The organism is Microcoleus anatoxicus, from assembly GCF_042465725.1.
GTDB lineage: Bacteria > Cyanobacteriota > Cyanobacteriia > Cyanobacteriales > Microcoleaceae > Microcoleus > Microcoleus anatoxicus.
In genome coordinates this window covers 193,529-213,239 of record NZ_CP120853.1, presented here as the reverse complement: position 1 = coordinate 213,239, position 19,711 = coordinate 193,529, and the positions used below count along the sequence as shown (strand labels likewise).

At 42.7% G+C, this 19,711-nt stretch carries 23 protein-coding genes; 14 read left to right on the top strand and 9 right to left on the bottom strand.

What is annotated here, in order from left to right:
* Positions 1-179 precede the first annotated feature (179 nt).
* Positions 180-4,688: a DUF4347 domain-containing protein gene (locus P2A85_RS00980; RefSeq protein WP_377477066.1), complete on the top strand. Its 4,509-nt coding sequence runs from the start codon at positions 180-182 to the stop codon at positions 4,686-4,688.
* On the opposite strand, the gene P2A85_RS00975 is transcribed toward P2A85_RS00980, so the two are convergent.
* Both P2A85_RS00975 and P2A85_RS00970 read right to left on the bottom strand, forming a co-directional pair.
* The gene (locus tag P2A85_RS00975; protein ID WP_377477065.1) at positions 4,685-4,870 is read right to left on the bottom strand and encodes a hypothetical protein; all 186 of its coding nucleotides are present in this window, start codon (positions 4,868-4,870) and stop codon (positions 4,685-4,687) included. The two genes, P2A85_RS00980 and P2A85_RS00975, sit on opposite strands and share 4 nt — an antisense overlap.
* The gene (locus P2A85_RS00970; protein WP_377477063.1) at positions 4,871-5,068 is read right to left on the bottom strand and encodes a hypothetical protein; all 198 of its coding nucleotides are present in this window, start codon (positions 5,066-5,068) and stop codon (positions 4,871-4,873) included.
* A 301-nt stretch (positions 5,069-5,369) separates the two neighbouring features.
* On the opposite strand from P2A85_RS00970, the gene P2A85_RS00965 reads away from it, so the two are divergent.
* The gene (locus P2A85_RS00965) at positions 5,370-5,681 is read left to right on the top strand and encodes a DUF433 domain-containing protein (RefSeq protein WP_340519762.1); all 312 of its coding nucleotides are present in this window, start codon (positions 5,370-5,372) and stop codon (positions 5,679-5,681) included.
* Positions 5,682-6,029, top strand: coding sequence for a DUF5615 family PIN-like protein (locus P2A85_RS00960; RefSeq protein WP_377477062.1), 348 nt, complete (start codon positions 5,682-5,684; stop codon positions 6,027-6,029).
* A 112-nt stretch (positions 6,030-6,141) separates the two neighbouring features.
* On the opposite strand, the gene P2A85_RS00955 is transcribed toward P2A85_RS00960, so the two are convergent.
* Both P2A85_RS00955 and P2A85_RS00950 read right to left on the bottom strand, forming a co-directional pair.
* Positions 6,142-6,582, bottom strand: coding sequence for a hypothetical protein (locus tag P2A85_RS00955; protein WP_377477061.1), 441 nt, complete (start codon positions 6,580-6,582; stop codon positions 6,142-6,144).
* On the bottom strand, positions 6,575-6,796 hold the full coding sequence (locus P2A85_RS00950) for a hypothetical protein (protein WP_371118030.1): 222 nt from the start codon (positions 6,794-6,796) through the stop codon (positions 6,575-6,577). The genes P2A85_RS00955 and P2A85_RS00950 overlap by 8 nt, the downstream gene beginning before the upstream one ends.
* 139 nt (positions 6,797-6,935) lie before the next feature.
* On the opposite strand from P2A85_RS00950, the gene P2A85_RS00945 reads away from it, so the two are divergent.
* Both P2A85_RS00945 and P2A85_RS00940 read left to right on the top strand, forming a co-directional pair.
* On the top strand, positions 6,936-7,196 hold the full coding sequence (locus tag P2A85_RS00945) for a helix-turn-helix domain-containing protein (RefSeq protein ID WP_371118031.1): 261 nt from the start codon (positions 6,936-6,938) through the stop codon (positions 7,194-7,196).
* A gap of 66 nt (positions 7,197-7,262) precedes the next feature.
* The gene (locus P2A85_RS00940) at positions 7,263-7,493 is read left to right on the top strand and encodes an addiction module protein (protein ID WP_377477060.1); all 231 of its coding nucleotides are present in this window, start codon (positions 7,263-7,265) and stop codon (positions 7,491-7,493) included.
* A 253-nt stretch (positions 7,494-7,746) separates the two neighbouring features.
* Here the strand turns inward: P2A85_RS00940 and P2A85_RS00935 are convergent, their stop codons facing one another.
* Together P2A85_RS00935 and P2A85_RS00930 are read right to left on the bottom strand one after the other, a co-directional pair.
* Entirely contained in the window at positions 7,747-8,145 is a 399-nt protein-coding gene (locus tag P2A85_RS00935) for a helix-turn-helix transcriptional regulator (protein ID WP_377477059.1), read from the bottom strand.
* 33 nt (positions 8,146-8,178) lie between these two features.
* Positions 8,179-8,505 (bottom strand): hypothetical protein, encoded by a 327-nt coding sequence (locus P2A85_RS00930; protein WP_377477058.1) that lies wholly within the window; start codon positions 8,503-8,505, stop codon positions 8,179-8,181.
* A gap of 40 nt (positions 8,506-8,545) precedes the next feature.
* Between P2A85_RS00930 and P2A85_RS00925 the strand changes: the two genes are divergently transcribed.
* The 9 genes from P2A85_RS00925 to P2A85_RS00885 all read left to right on the top strand — a co-directional run bounded on the left by P2A85_RS00925 (position 8,546) and on the right by P2A85_RS00885 (position 17,829).
* The gene (locus tag P2A85_RS00925; RefSeq protein WP_371119959.1) at positions 8,546-8,770 is read left to right on the top strand and encodes a hypothetical protein; all 225 of its coding nucleotides are present in this window, start codon (positions 8,546-8,548) and stop codon (positions 8,768-8,770) included.
* 52 nt (positions 8,771-8,822) lie between these two features.
* Positions 8,823-10,103, top strand: a complete 1,281-nt coding sequence (locus P2A85_RS00920; RefSeq protein WP_377477056.1) for a hypothetical protein — start codon at positions 8,823-8,825, stop codon at positions 10,101-10,103.
* 23 nt (positions 10,104-10,126) lie between these two features.
* A complete protein-coding gene (locus tag P2A85_RS00915) occupies positions 10,127-12,025 on the top strand; it encodes a hypothetical protein (protein ID WP_377477055.1) in 1,899 nt (632 codons plus the stop codon).
* Positions 12,026-12,110: 85 nt separating this feature from the next.
* A complete protein-coding gene (locus P2A85_RS00910; protein WP_377477054.1) occupies positions 12,111-12,356 on the top strand; it encodes a type II toxin-antitoxin system Phd/YefM family antitoxin in 246 nt (81 codons plus the stop codon).
* The gene (locus P2A85_RS00905; RefSeq protein ID WP_377477052.1) at positions 12,353-12,739 is read left to right on the top strand and encodes a type II toxin-antitoxin system VapC family toxin; all 387 of its coding nucleotides are present in this window, start codon (positions 12,353-12,355) and stop codon (positions 12,737-12,739) included. Before P2A85_RS00910 ends, P2A85_RS00905 begins: the two co-directional genes overlap by 4 nt.
* A 15-nt stretch (positions 12,740-12,754) precedes the next feature.
* Entirely contained in the window at positions 12,755-15,073 is a 2,319-nt protein-coding gene (locus P2A85_RS00900; RefSeq protein WP_377477051.1) for a hypothetical protein, read from the top strand.
* A gap of 277 nt (positions 15,074-15,350) precedes the next feature.
* Positions 15,351-15,812: a hypothetical protein gene (locus tag P2A85_RS00895; RefSeq protein WP_377477050.1), complete on the top strand. Its 462-nt coding sequence runs from the start codon at positions 15,351-15,353 to the stop codon at positions 15,810-15,812.
* Between the two features lie 4 nt (positions 15,813-15,816).
* The gene (locus P2A85_RS00890; protein ID WP_377477049.1) at positions 15,817-16,020 is read left to right on the top strand and encodes a hypothetical protein; all 204 of its coding nucleotides are present in this window, start codon (positions 15,817-15,819) and stop codon (positions 16,018-16,020) included.
* A 153-nt stretch (positions 16,021-16,173) separates the two neighbouring features.
* Positions 16,174-17,829 (top strand): RNA-binding domain-containing protein, encoded by a 1,656-nt coding sequence (locus tag P2A85_RS00885; protein ID WP_377477048.1) that lies wholly within the window; start codon positions 16,174-16,176, stop codon positions 17,827-17,829.
* Positions 17,830-18,283: 454 nt separating this feature from the next.
* Here P2A85_RS00885 and P2A85_RS00880 read toward each other — a convergent pair whose 3' ends face one another.
* From P2A85_RS00880 to P2A85_RS00870, 3 genes are read right to left on the bottom strand one after another with little or no spacing between them, the layout of a single operon-like run.
* Positions 18,284-18,628: a DUF5615 family PIN-like protein gene (locus tag P2A85_RS00880; protein WP_096828230.1), complete on the bottom strand. Its 345-nt coding sequence runs from the start codon at positions 18,626-18,628 to the stop codon at positions 18,284-18,286.
* Entirely contained in the window at positions 18,625-18,918 is a 294-nt protein-coding gene (locus tag P2A85_RS00875; protein ID WP_096828231.1) for a DUF433 domain-containing protein, read from the bottom strand. Before P2A85_RS00875 ends, P2A85_RS00880 begins: the two co-directional genes overlap by 4 nt.
* Positions 18,919-18,947: 29 nt before the next feature.
* Positions 18,948-19,586 carry a Uma2 family endonuclease gene (locus P2A85_RS00870; RefSeq protein WP_377477047.1) on the bottom strand — a complete coding sequence of 213 codons (639 nt, stop codon included), beginning with the start codon at positions 19,584-19,586 and terminating at the stop codon, positions 18,948-18,950.
* Positions 19,587-19,711 lie beyond the last annotated feature (125 nt).

Here is a 19,711-nt window from a genome sequence, read left to right as displayed (position 1 = left end):
AAGTAAGCTGACTATAATCTGAATTAATAAATTTAAGACTTGCCAAAAAACAGAATTTTTCTCATAAATATCACAATCTTATGTATTTGTACTGTCAAAAAAACGGGTTTTTTGAGTTCTGGTGTGCTAGTCCTGGATTTATGAAAAATTGTTAATTTCATACCCTAGGGTGCACAGCCATGATACCAGTTTTATCAGCAGTATTTATCGATGCAGCAGTAACAGACTATCAAACACTCCTGGATGGAGTGAAATCGGGATTAGAAGCAATAATTCTCGACTCCGACAGAGATGGAATCGAACAAATTAGCGAAGTCTTAGCGAATCGCACCAATATTGACAGCATTCATCTAGTTTCCCACGGCGCACCGGGAAGCTTGCAACTCGGTAAAACCAGACTGTCTATCGATAACCTCGAAGCTTATAGCCAGCAATTGCAGCAATGGCGGCGCGCTTTAACGATTGATGCAGACATCATGATTTACGGCTGCAATGTAGCAGCAGCATCCGGCGCTTTCCCGAAAGTCCGCCAGGGAATAAATTCCCTGTCTCAAAGCGAAAGTCGGTTGAAACCGACTGAAAATAACCAAATTCTTCAGTCCTCGACCGAGGACTTGCGCTATGAGACGGGGGTTTCAACCCCTAGCATTTGCCCGAAAGTCCGCCAGGGAATAAATTCCCTGTCTCAAAGCGAAAGTCGGTTGAAACCGACTGAAAATAACCTCACGATTAAACAGTCGTCTTTAGAGGAGTTTCGCTATGAGACGGGGGTTGAAACGAACGGCGGACTCTTCCTCCATCGCATTGCATCCCTCACCGGTGCAAATGTCGCCGCATCCAAGCATCTGACGGGGAGTGCAAAATTAGGTGGGAATTGGGAACTAGAAGAAAAAATCGGCAACATTAAATCGCCCCTAGCCTTCGAGTCAGACGCAATGGAAAATTATGCGTCTGTTTTGGCTACGTATAGCGTTACCGATACTTTGGATGGCACTACGGGTTCTCTGCGAAGTGCGATCGACCAAGCCAATTCCAATCCCGGATTAGACACAATTAACTTTAACATTCCCGGTACTGGCCCTTATACCATTACCCTTAATCAAGCCTTACCTGTCATCACCAGCCCAGTTATTATCAATGGCAAATCTCAACCTGGATATGCTGGCAAACCAATTATCGAACTCAATGGCAGTTTTGTACAACAACCAGCCTCATCTGCCAATTATATTTATATTAATGGTTTAGATTTAGGCAAGAGCCCTTTTGGTGGCGCAGAAGATTCCAGTGGTAGCACCATTCAAGGATTGGTTATTAACAGATTTGGAAAGGGTGGAAATTTAAATTTAGGTCACGGCATTTCGGTACAGACTAACAACAATACAATCCAGGATAACTACATTGGCACTGATATTAGCGGTACGATTGCTGTAGGCAACACTTCCAGTGGAATCAGAATCCAAAATTACAATGTAAACAATCCTCCTAACGTTGTCACGCCCATAACAGGTAATATTATCTCCCGCAACGTCATCTCTGGCAACGGCTTTACAGGCATATTTGCTGCAAAGGCAGATGTTACAAACACCAAAATTACTGGCAATTACATCGGGACTGATGCCACAGGTACAATAGCTTTAGGTAACGATGGCGATGGCATTTTGATCTTAGGCAAAAACCCGAATAATACTATCGGTGGCACTGCACCTGGAGAAGGTAATATCATTGCTAACAATAAAGGGAGTGGCATTGAGATTAATAATGGTGCACCTTCCGGCAGTAACACCATACAAGGCAATCGTATCTTTAACAACAAAAGATTAGGAATTGACTTGCTCGGTAATAATGGCATCACTCCCAACGATTTGGGCGATGCTGATACAGGCAGCAATAACCTGCAAAATTACCCCGTTCTTACCTCAGTTAGCGGCAACACAGTCAAGGGCATTCTCAACAGCACTCCTAACAGCAACTTCCGCGTCGAATTCTTTGCTAATACAAGTTATGACCCCGCAGGTGCAGGTCAAGGTGAAACTTTTCTAGGTTTCCAAGATGTTACTACAGATAGTGCTGGCAATGCTAATATCAACTTCGCCTACACTCCAGTAGCAGGCAAATCGGTTCTCGCTGCTACTGCTACTAACAAAACTACAGGCGATACCTCGGAATTTTCCCGTCGCAATCAATCTCCTATTAATTCAATACCGGGAAGAACAACCACCACCACAACTAACCCCAATAACATTACCATCAACAGCGGAGACGCTGTATATAACGTTTTAGCGACACCCTATCCGTCTGCTATAGACGTTTCAGGTGTAACAGGAAAAGTAGACAGCGTTACTATCACTCTCAACAATGTTAAAACCTATGGTCAATCTCCCACTGGTTCACCGCAGACAATCAACCTCTTGCTAGTTGGGCCCGAAGGACAAAACGTGGTGTTAATGTCTCACGTTCCATCTGAACAACCACTCAACAACGTCACGCTGAAGTTAGATGATAATGCAGCCTCTTTTCTTTATGATTTTTCTAATTCTACAGTCCCAACTATCGCTTCAGGCAGCTACAAACCGAGTAACTATTCGTTAAACAATGCTCGCGATATTTATCCTTTCGTTATACCTCCGAATACACCGACAGGGGCACCAGAAGGGCCTTACGGTTCGACTCTTTCTGTTTTCAATAAAACTAATCCCAACGGCACTTGGAAATTGTATGCAGTTGATGCCAACCAATATAATGCTAAAGCTTCCAATGCTACTACTCCTGGAAATATTGCCAGTTGGAGTGTCAACATTGCGACTGATATCGGCAAAGAAACGACGAATCAAAATACTCCTCGCATCTTCTCTGCTAGCAACAGCAATAGTATCTCTGTATCGGATGCAGATAGTGAGTCTGTAGAAGTCAATCTCAGTGTTACCAGCGGCACTCTGAAACTGAATTCGCTGACGGGAATTACCGGATCGGGGAATGGTAGCAACAGCCTGATTTATACGGGGAAACAGGCTGATATTAATGCTGCTTTAGATGGTTTAACTTATACGCCGAATCTGAACTTTAGTGGCACCGATACGTTGATTTTGACGACAAACGATCGCGGATCTCTAGAATTAGGCGGTGCTCAAACGGATAGCGATCGTGTGAATATTACCGTCAACCCAACCACTCCGACTCCAACCACTCCGACGCCAACCACTCCGACTCCAACCACTCCGACGCCAACCACTCCGACGCCAACCACTCCGACTCCAACCACTCCGACTCCCACAACTCCGACTCCCACAACTCCGACTCCCACAACTCCGACTCCCACAACTCCGACTCCCACAACTCCGACGCCAACCACTCCGACTCCAACCACTCCGACTCCAACCACTCCGACTCCAACCACTCCGACTCCAACCACTCCGACTCCAACCACTCCGACTCCAACCACTCCGACTCCAACCACTCCGACTCCAACCACTCCGACTCCAACCACTCCGACTCCGACAACTCCGACTCCAACCACTCCGACTCCAACCACTCCGACGCCGACAACGCCGACTCCAACCACTCCGACTCCAACCACTCCGACTCCCACAACTCCGACTCCCACAACTCCGACGCCGACAACGCCGACTCCAACCACTCCGACGCCGACAACGCCGACTCCAACCACTCCGACGCCGACAACGCCGACTCCAACCACTCCGACGCCGACAACGCCGACTCCAACCACTCCGACTCCCACAACTCCGACTCCCACAACTCCGACTCCCACAACTCCAACACCAACTCTAATTCCTTCCCCTTCCCCTTCTTCCCCGGATTGCATTTGCAATACTATTGAGTATCCAAATCTCGATCGCCCCAACCAAGCTGACAACATTATCAACGGCAATGGTAGCGGTGAAATTCTGTTTGGTACTGCGGAAAATGATGCTTTTTACGGCAGTCCAAGTCCGAATATTTTCGATGCGGATTTAGGCGATGATAACCTTTACGGCGGTGAAGAAAACGACATCCTTTACGGCAATCGAGGCAATGATTTTATTGACGGTAACAAGGGAGATGATATCCTGTTGGGCGGTAAGGGTAATGACATCATTGTTGGCGGTGAAGGCGAAGATATCATATTCGGAAATCGCGGAAATGATTCAATAAATGCTAAGGAAGATGACGACTTAATTTTGGGGGGTGAAGGTGCTGATTTTATCGACGGTGGCAAAGGTAATGATATCGCCTTTGGAGGCAAGGGAAATGATACAATCCTCGGTGGCGAAGGCGATGATTCTCTCTACGGCAATTATGGCAATGATATCCTCTGCGGAGGTGGTGGTAATGATTGTCTGAGTGGGGGTATTGGCAATGATTTGCTCGACGGATGCGAGGGAAATGATACTTTTTGGGGAGGCAAAGGAAATGATACTTTGATTGGCGGTTTGGGCGATGATAGTTTAATTGGCGGTGCTGGGAGCGATCGCTTTTTACTCTCCACCAATTCCGGTATCGATATTATTGCCGATTTTGAAGTAGGAAAAGATTTGTTGATGCTAGCTAATGGCTTGACATTCGCGCAATTAAGTGTTACGGAAAACAGCGGCAATACTTTAATTAAGTTTGTGCAAACAGGAGAAATTATAGCTGCTTTAAATGGAGTTTCTGCTAGCATAATCAGTGCTGCCGATTTCAGCTTAATTTAAACAGGCTTACAACTGACGCACCACGCAATAAATGGTGCGTCAAGGCGATCGCCATTAAATATCGCCTGTAAAATTTGATTTACTCTCAGGTTCGGAAAACGTAGGAGAGATTGGGCGATCGCCACTTGTATAGCAACTACCACAACGGTTAGGACATTCTCGATGGCCCAAGCTGTTGTCACTCACTGGCAAAAAGTGGCGAATATCCGAATTGCGGCTACAAGTTTTCCATTATTGGCGATCGCTTTTCTACGGGTATAATTCTGAGTGCGGTGGCTTTGTATCGGATTATCAGTATTGTGGCGGATGTTTCGGGTGCTGCGTTGGCAAAAATTGATCGAAGGCGCGATCGGTTTATGTAGGGACACGGCACTGCCCATTGGTGTCAACTTAACGTCAAACCCAGTCAGAGACTGCTGTTTGACTATTAAGCCTAGATCCGAACGAGCCCCCCTTAAGAAGGGGGGGATAAGAGTCCGATCAAAGTCCCCCTTCCCCCCTTGGGGGGGGCTAGGGGGGGGTGGGGATTTAGGGGGATCTAGACTTGGCTATGAACGAGAAATACCAAGGCTTTCAGGCTTAAGTTGACACCTATGGGCACGTGCAGTCTCCTAATTTCTTGGGCTACAATCAAACAAGATTGCACTTAACTATTGAGCGATTTTAGTTTGGGATATCATTATGCTATCAATAATTTATCCTCATATCGAGAAAGTAGCGGGTCAACCCGCACGGTTGCAGCGGATACCCCGCGTGCGGGTTGCTCAGATTGTCATGGATTATCTAGCTTATGGTTGGTCAGTGGAAGAAATGTGCCGCCAGCATCCTTATTTGATGCAGTCGGAGGCTCATGCAGCTATGGCTTATTACTTCGACTTTCAAGCTGAAATTGAGCAGGAGATTCGTGCAGAATGGGAGCAGGTACAACAGGAAAAATCTCTGCTTTCGCCTTCACCATTTTTCGTGAAAATGCGAGCTAAGGGGTTGTTGTAAGTGGCAATTTCTCTATACATGGACGTTCATATTCCGCAAGCAATTACCGACCAGTTGCGTCGTCGTGGTGTGGATGTTTTGACTGCGATGGAAGATGGTTCTACAGAATTGCCAGATGACGAACTTTTGGAACGTGCCACTCAGTTAGGCAGAGTATTATTTACTCATGATATCCTTTTTAAGGCAATGGCTCAAGATTGGCAGCGTCAGGAAAAACAGTTTGCTGGCTTGATATTTGGACATCAGCTAGGCGGTACAATCGGACAGTTTGTTAAGGATTTGGAACTGATTGCTTTAGCTTCGGAATCTGATGAATGGATGAATGCTGTTGAGTATATTCCTTTGTAGTCAGTTTTTCTCGATCGCGCGATCGCAAATTAGCTCGAATTTGTGCCATTTCTAGGCGATCGGGCAACCACAGGGAGTTGCCTCTACAAAAATCGCCTTTACAATTACCTTACTAAACCTCAGCCGGTTGTCGGTCTTTTTGAGATTCTAGCCAACGTTCATAGCCTTCTGTGTCGTCACCGAAACTATCGCTCGAAACTTGGCGATCGGGCATTGATTTGAGCGGTGCATCGATCGGATTGTAGCGACAATAGCAGATAACCACCATGCCGAATTCACTCGAACCACCTTCAGTATCGGGAGTATAGGTTTCGACTCTCGCAACTTCCCAATCTCCGGTTTTGTAATGGGTACTCCAACCGTGGAAATTGGGTTCGTGTTCTGCTTCAACCCTGATAAATTCCGTTGGCCTGTATCCGGGTTGTGGGATCGGGCGATCGGACGAATCAAAGTATTCAGCAAGGATGCGAGTCAGAGAATGAGTGTGGGATAGCATTCGATCTTCCCAACCCGGTTGTCGCCCTTCGGCCCTAAAAACAATGTATTTACGCATCGTCATCATCCTGTTCGTGAAACGGTTTAGGAAATTCTGTTTTACCCTCGAACACGCAATCGGCTTTCAAAATGTCGCCCTGAAGTTTTTCTATCCTCTTGAGTGTCCATCCATATTTAGTCTCCATTTCGTAGCAGCATTCATCATCGGCGGCTGCGTGACGGGAAATATTCTCGTCAGGTTCATAACGCAACCATGTTGGATTTTTTGGCATTATTGATATTACTCCGAGTGTTGAGTTGACAACATTGGGGAAATCGTTTTGGTGCAGTGCTGGAATCACTGCATCAAGGCGTACTTGATATGGTAGAATTACTTATGGCTATACGTCAATACGACGCGCCAACATCTCAATGAAAAAAGACACAAGACCCCAAGAGAGTGCATCACCGATCGAGGCTTTGAGAATTGAGCGCACAAAGCTATCTCAGGCTGAATTTGCCGTGCATTGCGGGATTCCGCTGCGTACTTACCAGCGTTGGGTTTCGGGTGAAACGGAAGCGAAACCAACACCTCGTCAGTGGAAAGTTATGATGCGGCTATTGCAGATTCAATCTTTTGATGAGGTTCCTGATGATTTTGGCCCGATTAATTGGACGGGGAAAGAAGATTAGAAGTGTTGATTCTATTTTGGGCGATCGGCTACTAACTATTGAGCAATTTTAGTTTGGGATGTAATTATGCTATCAATTGAGCGACTGATGAAAGAGGCTTTATCTTTGCCAAATGCCTTGAGAGCGCAGTTAGCAGAGAGGCTAGTTGAGAGTCTTGAATTTGATATAGACCGAACAGTTCAAAAGTTGTGGACTGCGGAAGCTAAGCAGCGTCGCGATGAAATCCGAAGCGGTATAGTTGAGCCAATTCCAGGAGAAGAAGCGTTAGCTCAGATTAGGCAGATTATAGCACAATGAGGTATGTTTTTCACCCGGCAGCATTAACTGAATATGCTCTAATACCAATTTTTTATGAAATAGATAAACCACCAGATTAAGCTGATACCACCTTGATAGAATTAATCAGATCGCACTTCAGTGAGATTAGTTAGTTTACGGGCGATCTTTTCCATCCATGTCTTCTGTCATTGTTGTCTGTGAAAGTGAAGGTAATGTTAGTTGGAGGTGAATGTCAATTGTTATTGAATGACTTTGATTGTTTAAACTTATATTAACTATGTATGTTTACTAACGGAACTTGGGGTGAATAATTGCTTGAGTGAGATTTCACAGAGGGTGTAGTTTTATATCCAGCTTCCTCTAGGGAGTTGTGAATATTTCTCCAGTTGCTGACCTTTTCGTTAGTTACATCTGTAATTTTTTTAAAGTATTGATATAAAGTTTTAGATACATAAACCTCAACGCCTTTACGACTTTGATGGAGTTGGCTAGCTATTTCCGCAGGGCTGTGGCCGCAGAGCAAACCTCGGAGAAACAGCTTTTCCCGTTCTGTCAGTCCCTTTCTGGCACGGGGAGATACTTGCCATTTGGCTTCTGCCATAGCTTTGTAGAGCCTTTCCAAGTCCCAGTTATTCGCAGCTTCAGCAAACATCTCGTCGCTGGATGTCATGGCAGTATGTCTCGCTTAGTTGATAGCCACAGCCTAACTAAAGTTATAGCTTTGGCTAGTTGCTATCTGAGTATAATTTAGTTTATCATTGCTGAAACCGATGTGGCGATCGGTCTGCTGTAAAAACATAGAGCTTTTTGTCAAGAGCTTAGGGTGGAGATACAGCGGCGGTTGGTGGGCTAGTGTAAAGTTTTGTAACAATAAGGCTACTTTTGCGTAAAATTCGGGATTGAAACCGAATACATATATAGGAGCAAGATGTTGCTTGGTGCGGGACCGAGTTGGTACTGGATGCTTAGGCGTTGCGGTATCTGTTTGGGGTGCGTGCGTGCGATCGGGCAACACTGCACTGAGTATCACAGATGCTTTGACAACAGGCAGAATTATTAGAGGCTAAACCATGAGTGATAACCTGAAGAATGCTTTGAATGGTCTGACTGATGAACTAAAACGTCATCGCCGCAGTACCGATCATGATGAAAATATTACTCAAGCCAACGACCATGTTGAAGAAGATCATTACGAGGAAGAAGATCATCACGATGAAGACGATCATCACGACGATGACCACGACGATGACCATGATGATGGAGGTTGTGATGGTGGTGATGACGGAGGCGACTGATAAATTTCAACCTTGCTATTGCTAAAAACATCATTTGAGTGCATGAGGTTATATGCCAGTCCCCTATCTCTTTGTGGCTATAAGTGGATTTATGACCATGACTGCCAGCCGAATTATATCAGTGGTTGCTAGTAGAAAGCTCACCGACAAGTCCTCTAAGGGAAAGCAGTCTAATCCACCTGATAAAAGTGAGCTAGTGAGGCGAGATGAGCGATCTCGTAAAGCTGAAGCTGAGTATTTACGCGGTAAAACCCAAAGAGAGGAGGAATTGCTTAATATTCAAGCTGACCTTGCTAATATGCGAGAAATTGAAGTACGAGCAAACATTGAAATTGCCAAAGCACAAGCGGAACGAGAAGATCGCGCCCTTGAATTTTCCGAACGAACCTTACAACTCAAAAAACAAGAATTAGACTTAGCCAAAAGTCGTTTAAAACAGGAGGGAAAGATCGCCGAAGGTCAGAGAGAACAGGTAGAAAAAGCCTTACGACTACGGGAAAGAGAACTTCAACTAATGGAAGAAGAACTCACCGAAAGACGTAACTTGAGTTATTTGTATCTCGATATTTTGCGCGAACAAGAAGCCCTGAAAATTGCCCTGAAAATTACAGAAATTCAGTCTAATTGGGATTGGAAAAATTGGGCAGGGATTATTAGCCGAGAGGAAATGCAAAAAATCTTAATAGAAGGACAGAAAAAGCATCGTTTACTGATGATGATTTCTCCCCCTGATATAGAAGATTGTCCAGAGTTTAATACCCATCTACAAAAAGAGGTCAGAAGTGAGGTTAAAGAATTTCTGGAAAAATATTATCCTCTTAATGATGATATTTGTCCCGTAGAATATTACGGTAAGTTTTTCAAGACTTCAATTTTTGATGCGGAGGTAAAACAATTATCTAGTGATTTATCACCAGTTCCTACAGCCGTCATTTATAGTGATATTACCGACCAAAAGGTTTACTTTCATGTTACCTTTTGGGGTTTAGAAGAATCTCTGTCAGTGACACTACCTTGGAATTGGAAAGAAGAACAACAAAATTTGATGTCAGAGGGTTTAAGTGAAGAAGATAGTTTGCAAACAGTTCGGCAATCAATTGTTAAAATTCATCAATTGGTAGCAGCATTTTTAGCGGATTTGTACTATCTTAATATTAATCCACTGCATCAACCGCGTCTATTTGAAATGGAAGCCGATATTCCTATAGAATGGATGCAAACTAACTTAGGGATACTCAGAGAGATTCAGGAACAGAAATTAGCTGAGTATCAAGCAGAGTTAGAAAAACCAAAGTTTGAACCGATTGATTGGTTTATTAATTCCCAAAATTAGTTACTTAAAGCAAGGAGTATATCGTGGTTAAAACAGCATTACAGACTCTAAGATTCATTTTTTCCGATCGTCCCGATGTTCTTAAATTACTCGATCTCAGAGAATTAGATTTAGAAGGTAGAGTAGATGCAGAATTTGTTCAAGCACAATCAAAACGAGAGCTATTTCCTGAACCCGTTAATTTTTATGCTACAGGACGGACAAGTGCAGGTAAAACAACCTTAGCAACTACTTTTATAGATCCCAATCAAGAACTCGCTGAGACGATCAAATCAGTTTTACCCCGTACAGGGAAAACTGACTGTACCTGGATGGATGTTTTCTTCCAGATGCGGAGTAATTTACGTTACTTTGATCTTCCAGGCGCAGGGGGATGTAATGAAACTTACGAAAACATTAACAGAGCCACCTTACTTTTACCTCAAATTGACGATGAAGATGAAGGTTTAAAGCCAATCAATGAGTTTGAATTATGGAATTTATCAGATTATCCGACTACAAAACAAGTCGTCAAAAGAGTAGTTTCTGTTACTGAATGGCAATCCCAAGAAAATCAGCAAAATGTTAAGCCTGATATCATTCTTTATGTTGTTGCCCCTCATCGCGGTTTTGTCCGAGAAGATGGTAAATATTTACGCTCTTTACTGCGACAACAAACCAAACAAAGCAACAAAAACAAAGTAATTTTTGCCCTCAATATTTTCTATAATCCAGATGGGTCACAGATTACCACTAAAGAAAATATTGAAGATTCCCGGCAGCAGATTACAAAGATTTTCCAAGAGTTTTATCCTAATGTACCAGTTCCTATTGTTGAAGTAAACTGCTTAACCGGAACGGGGGTGAACAAGATCACTGAACTTATGTGTCAAATGTTGCCAGATAATAAGATTGGTAACATGGGACAAGTTCTACAAGATGAATTGAAATCTTTTGCGAAAAAAGAGCGTAGTCGTCGTTATCGCAAAGCCTTGATTCACATTGCCAGTCGTTTAGCTACCTGTGTTGTCGATCAAAAATTAGGCGATCAAGACTTACTCAATGAAGCATATATGGCTGTTGCTGATTATGGTATTCGAGTATTCAGAGAAGAGGATGCTCTTTTAGAAGCTCAACAACAACTCAATAGTGCTATAGATCGCTTGGCTAAAGACGCAAAAATTTCACGACAGGAAGCAGAAACCATTTTAGTTCCTGATATACGTTATGTAGATAAAGAAGTGGAAGAAAGTGATTGGATTCCAGATGTTCAAGATGTAGTGGTTAAACAGCAAGTTGTAGATTATAAAGAATCTCAAGAGTCAAGAAAAGAATGGGTTGATGGAGAGCGATCAGCAGGTCGTATTGCTGGTGGTGTTGCTGTTGGCGGATTAGCAGGTTTAGGTGGATTGGCTGCTGGTTTAATTGGTTTAGCTGCTGCTGGTGTTACAGTAGCAACTGGTGGACTAGCGGCCCCTCTAGCTGCTGCTGTAATAGGTGGTGCTTTAACAGGTGGTGCAATGGGAGCAAGTAAACAAAAGAAAGAAGTGACCGTCACAGAGGATGTTATTAAGCCTCTTGTCAAAACAATTACAACTACTGAAAAACGCTTAGTGGGCATGAAAGAAGTTAAGAAAAAAGTTGTCAAACAAGTACAAGAATTGTTTGAAAAAGAAAAAGTTGTCGGTCAAAAATATTTACAAGGTGGCTACCCTGTTGTTGAAAACCTATTAGCTATTGGTTTAGGGATTGAAAAGGCTAATCCACAACTAGATTTACAGGCTAACTTTCAAGCAATTGTGAATAATGGAAGGCAGGAAGTCAAAGCTACTTTGCAATCCTATGCAGAACAGATTAACAATTTAGCCGTAAACCAGAATGCTCGGTATGCAGAGGAGCAAATCGTCAATATTTTAGAGCGGATTTTGTTACAAATCAGTTAGCGAAAGTGGGGGTAGGTAATACCTACTCCTTTTCAAAAAAAAGCTCGCTTGAATAATTCTTGTTTTCACTTAGCAAAACTCAACCATGATTACTCTCAACATAGATGACATTCAGCAGAATTTATCAGGATTTATCAAACTGATTCAAGAAGGAAATAGCTTAATCATTACTCAAGCTAATCAACCTATTGCTGAAATTAAACCAATACTAACAAAAACATCTCAAAAAGAACGCCGTCCTATTGGTTTATGTGAAGGTGAATTTGTTGTACCTGATGATTTTAATGACCCCCTCCCTGAAGAAATTATTAACTTGTTTGAAAATCCATGAAAATTCTCTTAGATACTCATATCTTTCTCTGGTTTATTACTAAAAATAAACGACTTTCTCAAAGAGGTTATGATGCTATTAGTAATCGAGATAACGAAATTTACCTCAGTGTAGTTTCTGTTTGGGAAGCAATGATTAAATATCAATTAGGAAAATTACCATTACCAGAATCTCCTGAAATTTACCTTCCCCAACAGCGAGAAAAACATCTAATTTCTAGTTTATCTATTGATGAAACTACGATTACTCAATTAGCTAAATTACCACCATTACATAATGATCCTTTTGATCGTCTTTTACTCTGTCAATCTTTAGAGCATGATTTAATCATTATGACAGAAGATCAAGCAATTCTCTCCTATCCAATAGCTAACATTTTTTAGATTAGGTAACTTATTATGTACTTCCAACTCACTCCCCCTTCTATCTCTAAAATTCGTGCTAAGTTTATTATTGAAAAACTCAGCAATTTTCCTCAAAATATCAGTTCAATGAATATCTTTGCAACTGGAAGAACTCATAGTGGTAAAACGACATTAGGGAATCGTTTACTAGGAATTGATTACTTTTTATCTACAGGTCGTCAAGACTGTACTAAAGAAATCAATCTGATTGAATTTCCTGTCGGATTAAAATATTTCGATCTTCCGGGAGTATGTAGTGATGACAGATTAGAAAATTATAACAGAATTGCACTAGATATTAGTCAAGTTGAAGAATTCCCCTATGTAGATGAGGTGACTTTAGCAAGATACAAAGAGAATCAGTCTCCTTCTGAGCATAACTTGAGCATTAGTCACTATGGAAGTCTCTATTTTAAGCCCGATTTAGTTTACTATTTGATTGCTCCTGATAAACAATTTGCTAGAGGCGATCGCAAATATCTCAGAGATTTACTAAAGCGACATCAAAACATTATTTATGTGTTCAATATGTTTGTCAATAAACAAACAGGAATTAGCTATTCAGCAACAGAAGCAAATATCTCTGATGCAACTAGCCAGATTCTCAAAGTTCACAATAACATCTTAGGGGAAAATCACAGACCTGTAATTGTGGGTGTCAATTGTTGGACAGGAGAAGGAATCTCAGAATTATTACATCAATCTCAACAGATGTTATCAGGTGAAAAAGGTAAAATATTTGAACAATTAATTCAATATCAACAAGAAAGAACGCCTGATGAGTATGTTAATCAAGTTAAACGAGAATTAATCAGATTGTACGCTCATGCTGCTTGTGAAAGACCAACAGGGAGTGATACCTGCGATCAACCTCTACATAAAATATGTTACACACTCTTTGATTTTCTCGGAAGCTTACCCATCCAATCTTCACAATCGGATCACTCTATTTCTGAACAAGTTAATAGTATCGTTAATCAAGTCTTTTCTAATCCCAGTCAAGCAAGTCAAACCGAATCCATAGAGGATAAAATGGATTATGTTCAGCGAGGACTTAATTATATTATCAACGAAGGAATTGACTCTTTTAATGAACTAATTAAAACCTACATATTTGACCTACAAAAACAAGGACATGAACTCGAATCACAAGAAATTGAAGAATGGAAACAAAAGAAAGAATCTGACGAACAAGAATCAGAGTCAAAATGGAATCTAATTTTATCAAAAATTGAAGATTTTAACCGGATTAATAATTCTCTTGAGTCACTAGATCAAGAAATTGAGAATATGAGAGGAAAACTTAAACCTCTTATAGAAGCTCATCATTCTCGTTATGTTGACATTTTATCACGCCGTCAGAGCTTAAACTCTCGTATTGATCGATGGAAAGATCGACTAGATCGATATAATGCTAATATTCAGAGAATTAATCGCAGTTCTGCAAGACTGACTTATGAAGCTAAACAGTCAATTGAGCAAGAAAGTGATTATCTTGATCGGGAACAAAATTCAATTAAATCAGAAGATAGTTATGTTGATTCTTTAGTGACAGATTGGCAACGAGAAGACGAGCGTATTGAAGTAGAAAAATCAAAATTTAATGATAGAATTGACAATTTTAATCAAAAGATACAAACTCGTGATCGTAAAAGAAAGTTAATTCAAGAACAGCTAAAAGAACATAACGAATTTAACAAAAATGCTCAAGACGAAAGGAATTTTTGGTTTGAGTTAATCAAGGCTTTTGAGGATGAATTAAATTCATTGGGTCAAAGATTTGATATCAGAATTGATGAAATTAACCATCAGATACGGGAAATCAAAAATCGTCTATCAGAAAATTATTTTGAACAATTCTTCTCTATGGAAGACGCAATTAATGAGCTACAGAAAGTCATTAATCGCTGTATTGATGAAATGAATGTCTTTGAAAATCAAATCTTCACTTTTCATCAAGAGATTAATGCTTGTATTTTCAAGTTAACCATTAATAAAATGGTCACTCAAGTTTTACAAAAAACGACAGAGCATTACTTTGACGAAACAGGTGAGTTTGAATATAGAGGGAGTCACTATCATTATTTCCGCCAACACGGAATTACTCTTGGATTAGCTCTAACGAGGATGACTCTACTTGGCATGGAAGAAGAGTATGAAGAGTTTTATAATGAGTTGTTGCGTAAGGTCGAGCGTTTAGGTTATTTTCCTGATCATCCAGTAGAAAGTAAAATTCTTAGTTTGTTAGAATCAAATATTAATTCATTATTCGATTCTTCTTTTGATGAGGTAATTAGACAAGCTGTTTTATAACGAAAGAACTCGTTTACAGGGGAGTGATCGTCCCTAGAGATTCATCTTTAGCTTGCGTAAGTCAGGCAAGTCGGCATCTATGAAGACTTGTCAAAGCTCGATAGCCTTTTTCCTCAAACAACAAAAAGTGCGATCGCGTTTTCCATGTCGAATCCCTGCATTGCGATCGCCCTTTTTTTATTTACTCAGGCGCATATTAAACTTGTCAACATGATAACATATCAAGCGTATAACCTAAAAGAAGCGAAAAAGAAATGCCAACAGCTAGCAACTGAATATGAACGGTCTCTTGCAGATGTTCGTCCTGAAGGCAAAGCCTGGTTTCGCTGCTACTTTCAGTGAGGGAAAAGATATGAAAATTCGAGAATCTCAAGGTAAGAGTGTATGGAATCATTCTGATGGTTGGTGCTGCGAACCTCTTGACCCCATACCGCCCGGTGATATTGCCCTGGCTGTTGAAGCAATTTCCCTAGATATTGTAGACTGGGATATCGAAGAAATTGGGGAAAAAGCAGGTTTTGATATTCAGTACAAATACACGGGAGTCAATGACCCAAAAGACGAATCTTTAGCTTGCGTAAGTCAGTTTGTCGGCATCTATGAGGACTTTTCAAAGCTCGATCGCGCTCTCGAAACTTTGATTACAGCCTGCATCCCACGTCATTTATTTAAAATACTGACTTCCAACGATGACATCGATTTGAAGCCTGTAACGCAATACCTCAAAGCAGTCTCATAATGCTTTGAGTGTAGCGCAGTTGTTTCTTTTTCCGAAAGTACGATCGCCCTTATTGTCCGAAAGTGCGATCGCCCTTATTGTCCGAAAGTACGATCGCCCTTATTGTCCCAAAGTGCGATCTGCCTTATCAAACTTTTATTCCCCTCACATTACTAAGCAACTGCAAGTTCATATTGCAGAACTAAAATTTCATCTGCCTTCAAAATAGCCATAGCATATTCAATCCCTTGACTATCAAAAAACTCCACTAAATGCCGAGAAGCCTACACCAGACTGTACGCCTGTGGTGTAGGAGTTGTCACACCCAATTTTGCCGTAAGATTGTAAATGCCGTCTGGTCGCCCCTATTTTATATTGTTAAATGAATCGCACGATTCCCGAACAAGAATCCCTCACCGTCGAGTTTAAAAGCGATCGCACTCGCCTGCCAGACAAAGACCTGATTGAAACCGTCGTCTGCCTTGCCAATACAGACGGCGGCTTCATTTACCTCGGCGTTGAAGATGACGGTCAAATAACAGGTTTGCACCCCCAACACCAAAACCTATCCACCCTAGCAGCCATGATTGGCAACCGCACCAACCCCCCAGTCAGCGTGCGCGTTACAGCGTTGCTAGAAGCAGGTCAAACCATTGCCTGCATAGAAGTCCCCAAATCACCCCGCATCGTCGCCACGTCTGACGGACTGCTGCAACGCCGCCGCCTGCAAGTAGACGGAACACCCCAATGCGTCCCCTTTTATCCCTACGAATTTGCCACTCGCCAGTCAGACTTAGGCGTTCTCGATTACTCCTCATTACCCATCACCGGATCATCTGTTGCCGACTTCGACCCCCTGGAACGCGAACGTCTGCGACAATTAATAGAGCGATATGGGGGCGATCGCACTCTGCTATCCTTAACCGATGAAGAACTCGACGGCGCTTTAGGGTTCGTGCGTTCTACCGATGGAATTCGCTTTCCCACCGTCGCCGGACTGCTGATTTTAGGACGAGAAAGCGCCCTCCGCGAACACTTACCCACCCACGAAGTCGCCTTTCAAGTCCTCGAAGGCACCCAAGTGCGAGTCAATGACTTTTACCGCACCCCCTTGCTAAAACTGTTTGAGCGAGTTATGGAACAGTTTGAGGTGCGCGTTGAAGAAGATGAAGTGCAAATCGGTTTATTTCGCGTCCCCGTTCCCAACTACGATCGCCGCGCCTTTCGCGAAGCCTCAGTCAACTCCCTCATCCACCGAGATTACACCAAATTGGGAGCCGTTCACATCCGCTGGGAAGATTACGGAATTACCATCAGCAACCCAGGGGGTTTTGTTGAAGGTGTCACCTTAGATAACTTGCTAGTCGTAGAACCCCGGCCGAGAAATCCCTTCCTAGCCGATGCCATTAAACGCATCGGACTCGCCGAACGCACTGGGCGCGGTGTAGATTTAATCTATCAGGGGTTATTGCGCTACGGAAGATCCGCCCCTGATTATCGAAGCACAAACTCTCATTCAGTTGCCGTCAGACTGCCAGGGGGGGAAGCCGACTTAGGACTGTTGCGCGTAGTGATTGAAGAGGAAAATCGTCGCCAAAGCCCACTCCCCGTTGACTCTTTAATTGCTTTAGGGCAATTGCGACAAGAAAGACGGTTAGACACGGCTACTCTCGCCCGTGCCATTCAGCGAGATGAAGCGATCGCCCGCAGCGTCTTAGAACGATTAGTTGAAGCTGGTTTGGTAGAAGCGCGTGGCGTCAAAAAAGGACGCACCTACACCCTCAGCCCCCAAGTTTATCGAGAACTGGGACAATCCGCCGATTACGTTCGGCAAGCTGGCTTTGAACCCATTCAGCAAGAGCAAATGGTGCTTCAATATGTAAGGACTCACGGCAGAATTACCAGAAAAGAAGCTGTGGAACTTTGTCGGATCAGCGAAGACCAAGCTAGTCGCCTGCTGCGGAAGTTGACTGATGCCAACCAGTTGAAATTAGAGGGTCAAGGCCGCGCGTCATATTATGTTGTTTTCTCGCTATAAAACACGCGATGCGCCTTTTAAACACGCACCGCGTCTTTTAAACACGCACCGCGTCTTTTAAACACGCGCCGCGTCTTTTAAACACGCGCCGCGTCTTTTAAACACGCGCCGCGTCTTTTAAACACGCATCTATAGAACCCATTTGACATCTTTTTAGCGATCGGCTTTACAGCAGTCGATCGGGTAGAATCAGTAAGGTTAAGCAGGTACTGATAACGATGACATCGATTTGAAGCCTGTAACGCCATACCTCAAAGCAGTCTCATAATGCTTTGAGTGTAGCGCAATTGTTTCTTTTTCCGAAAGTGCGATCGCCCTTATTGTCCGAAAGTGCGATCGGCTTTCCCATGTCGAATCCCTGCATTGCGATCGCCCTTATTGTCCGAAAGTGCGATCGCCTTTCCCATCCCGAATCCCTGCATTGCGATCGCTCATTTTTCAATAGACGCTCAATTTACACATATAAAAGCTGATTAGCAATTTCATCAGCCGTCAACGTATTTAATAGAATAGCAACCCGTTGGACAATCTCATAGGCGTTCTTTTGGGGAGTAACAATGATACCCGAATGTTCCCATCCTTCTATCATATATTCTAGGTGTAATCGCTCAAAATCTACGCGGTTGTGAGTCAGCAAACATCGATCGACAGATGCAGCATAAGCCAATTGTTGGCTATCCAATTGACTCAACATTCCCTGTTCGCTCGTTGTCGTCACATCAAAACCCCTAGCCCGCAGCAAAGTCGCTACCAGCCTAGAAACATCTTCATCTGTATGAATAGTTGCAAATAGTTTCACGGTTTTTTCATGGCAGCTTTCACAGCAGGATGAATCAATTCTTCGGGAATTCGATTGCGCTCAATATAAGTATTGATTTCTTCCTGGTTGTCCAAATAAAAACTCAGTGCGTCAAAAATTTGAGCTAATTTCAGATGAGGTAAGTGCATCGGAATTTCTTCAGGAGTAATACCTAAACGCCACAACTCCACGATCGCACGAACAGAAGTTCTCGTTCCTGCGATAATTGGTTCCCCTTGCAAGATTTCAGGGTGACGTGCGACATAACGCGAAGCAGATTGTGTAGTCATGGGAGATTAACCGGACACATTAATCTTGATTATAACTTCAGTCGTTGTCGAAATTCCTTAACTGCTGCGAGCGAATTCGGATATCGGACATATTCCGCCAGCAATTCTATATCTAAATCAGGGAGAATTTCACTGCGATCGATTTGCTCATAACCGCAGGCTTGGACAAATTGAACTGGGATTTCTTCTCGCAGGTAGTAGAGGCTAAAACGTTCATTTTGCCAAAACCAAACCTCTTTAACATTTAACCTTCTGTAAACTTCCAGTTTATTCAGCCCACCACTGGTAACAACAACCTCAATTGCCAAATCGGGAAATTCTTTGTCTGTACCAATGCAGTAAGCTTCATCGGGTTCCGTCCCGCCGCTGTTCTCCTCTCGTCGCAGAGTTGTAGAACCAAAGGGAAAATAGTCGATATCTGCTTCTAAAAAGTAAATGACTAAAAGGTCTCCAATCCGAGTTTTTCTGTTTTCATGGCGACGGGAAGGTGACATAATTTCTAAGGCTCCATCTAAATAAGTGACTCGATATGCCGAAGTATCCCCATTTCTGGTGAGTAAGGTTTCATATTGTTCCCAGTTAACGCGATCGGTAATATAGCGGCATTCAGGATCTTGGCGTTGGAGTGCTTGTTGGTCAAGTAGAGCTTTGATATCGCTTGTCAACATAGTATTATCTCCTTTAGGTTATCTTGATTGTAATTTAGTCAGGACTTGTACCAATTTTTTATGAGGCTGCATAGAATCCGATCCCCCCTAACCCCCCTGGTGGGAGGGGGGGACAAGATTCCGAT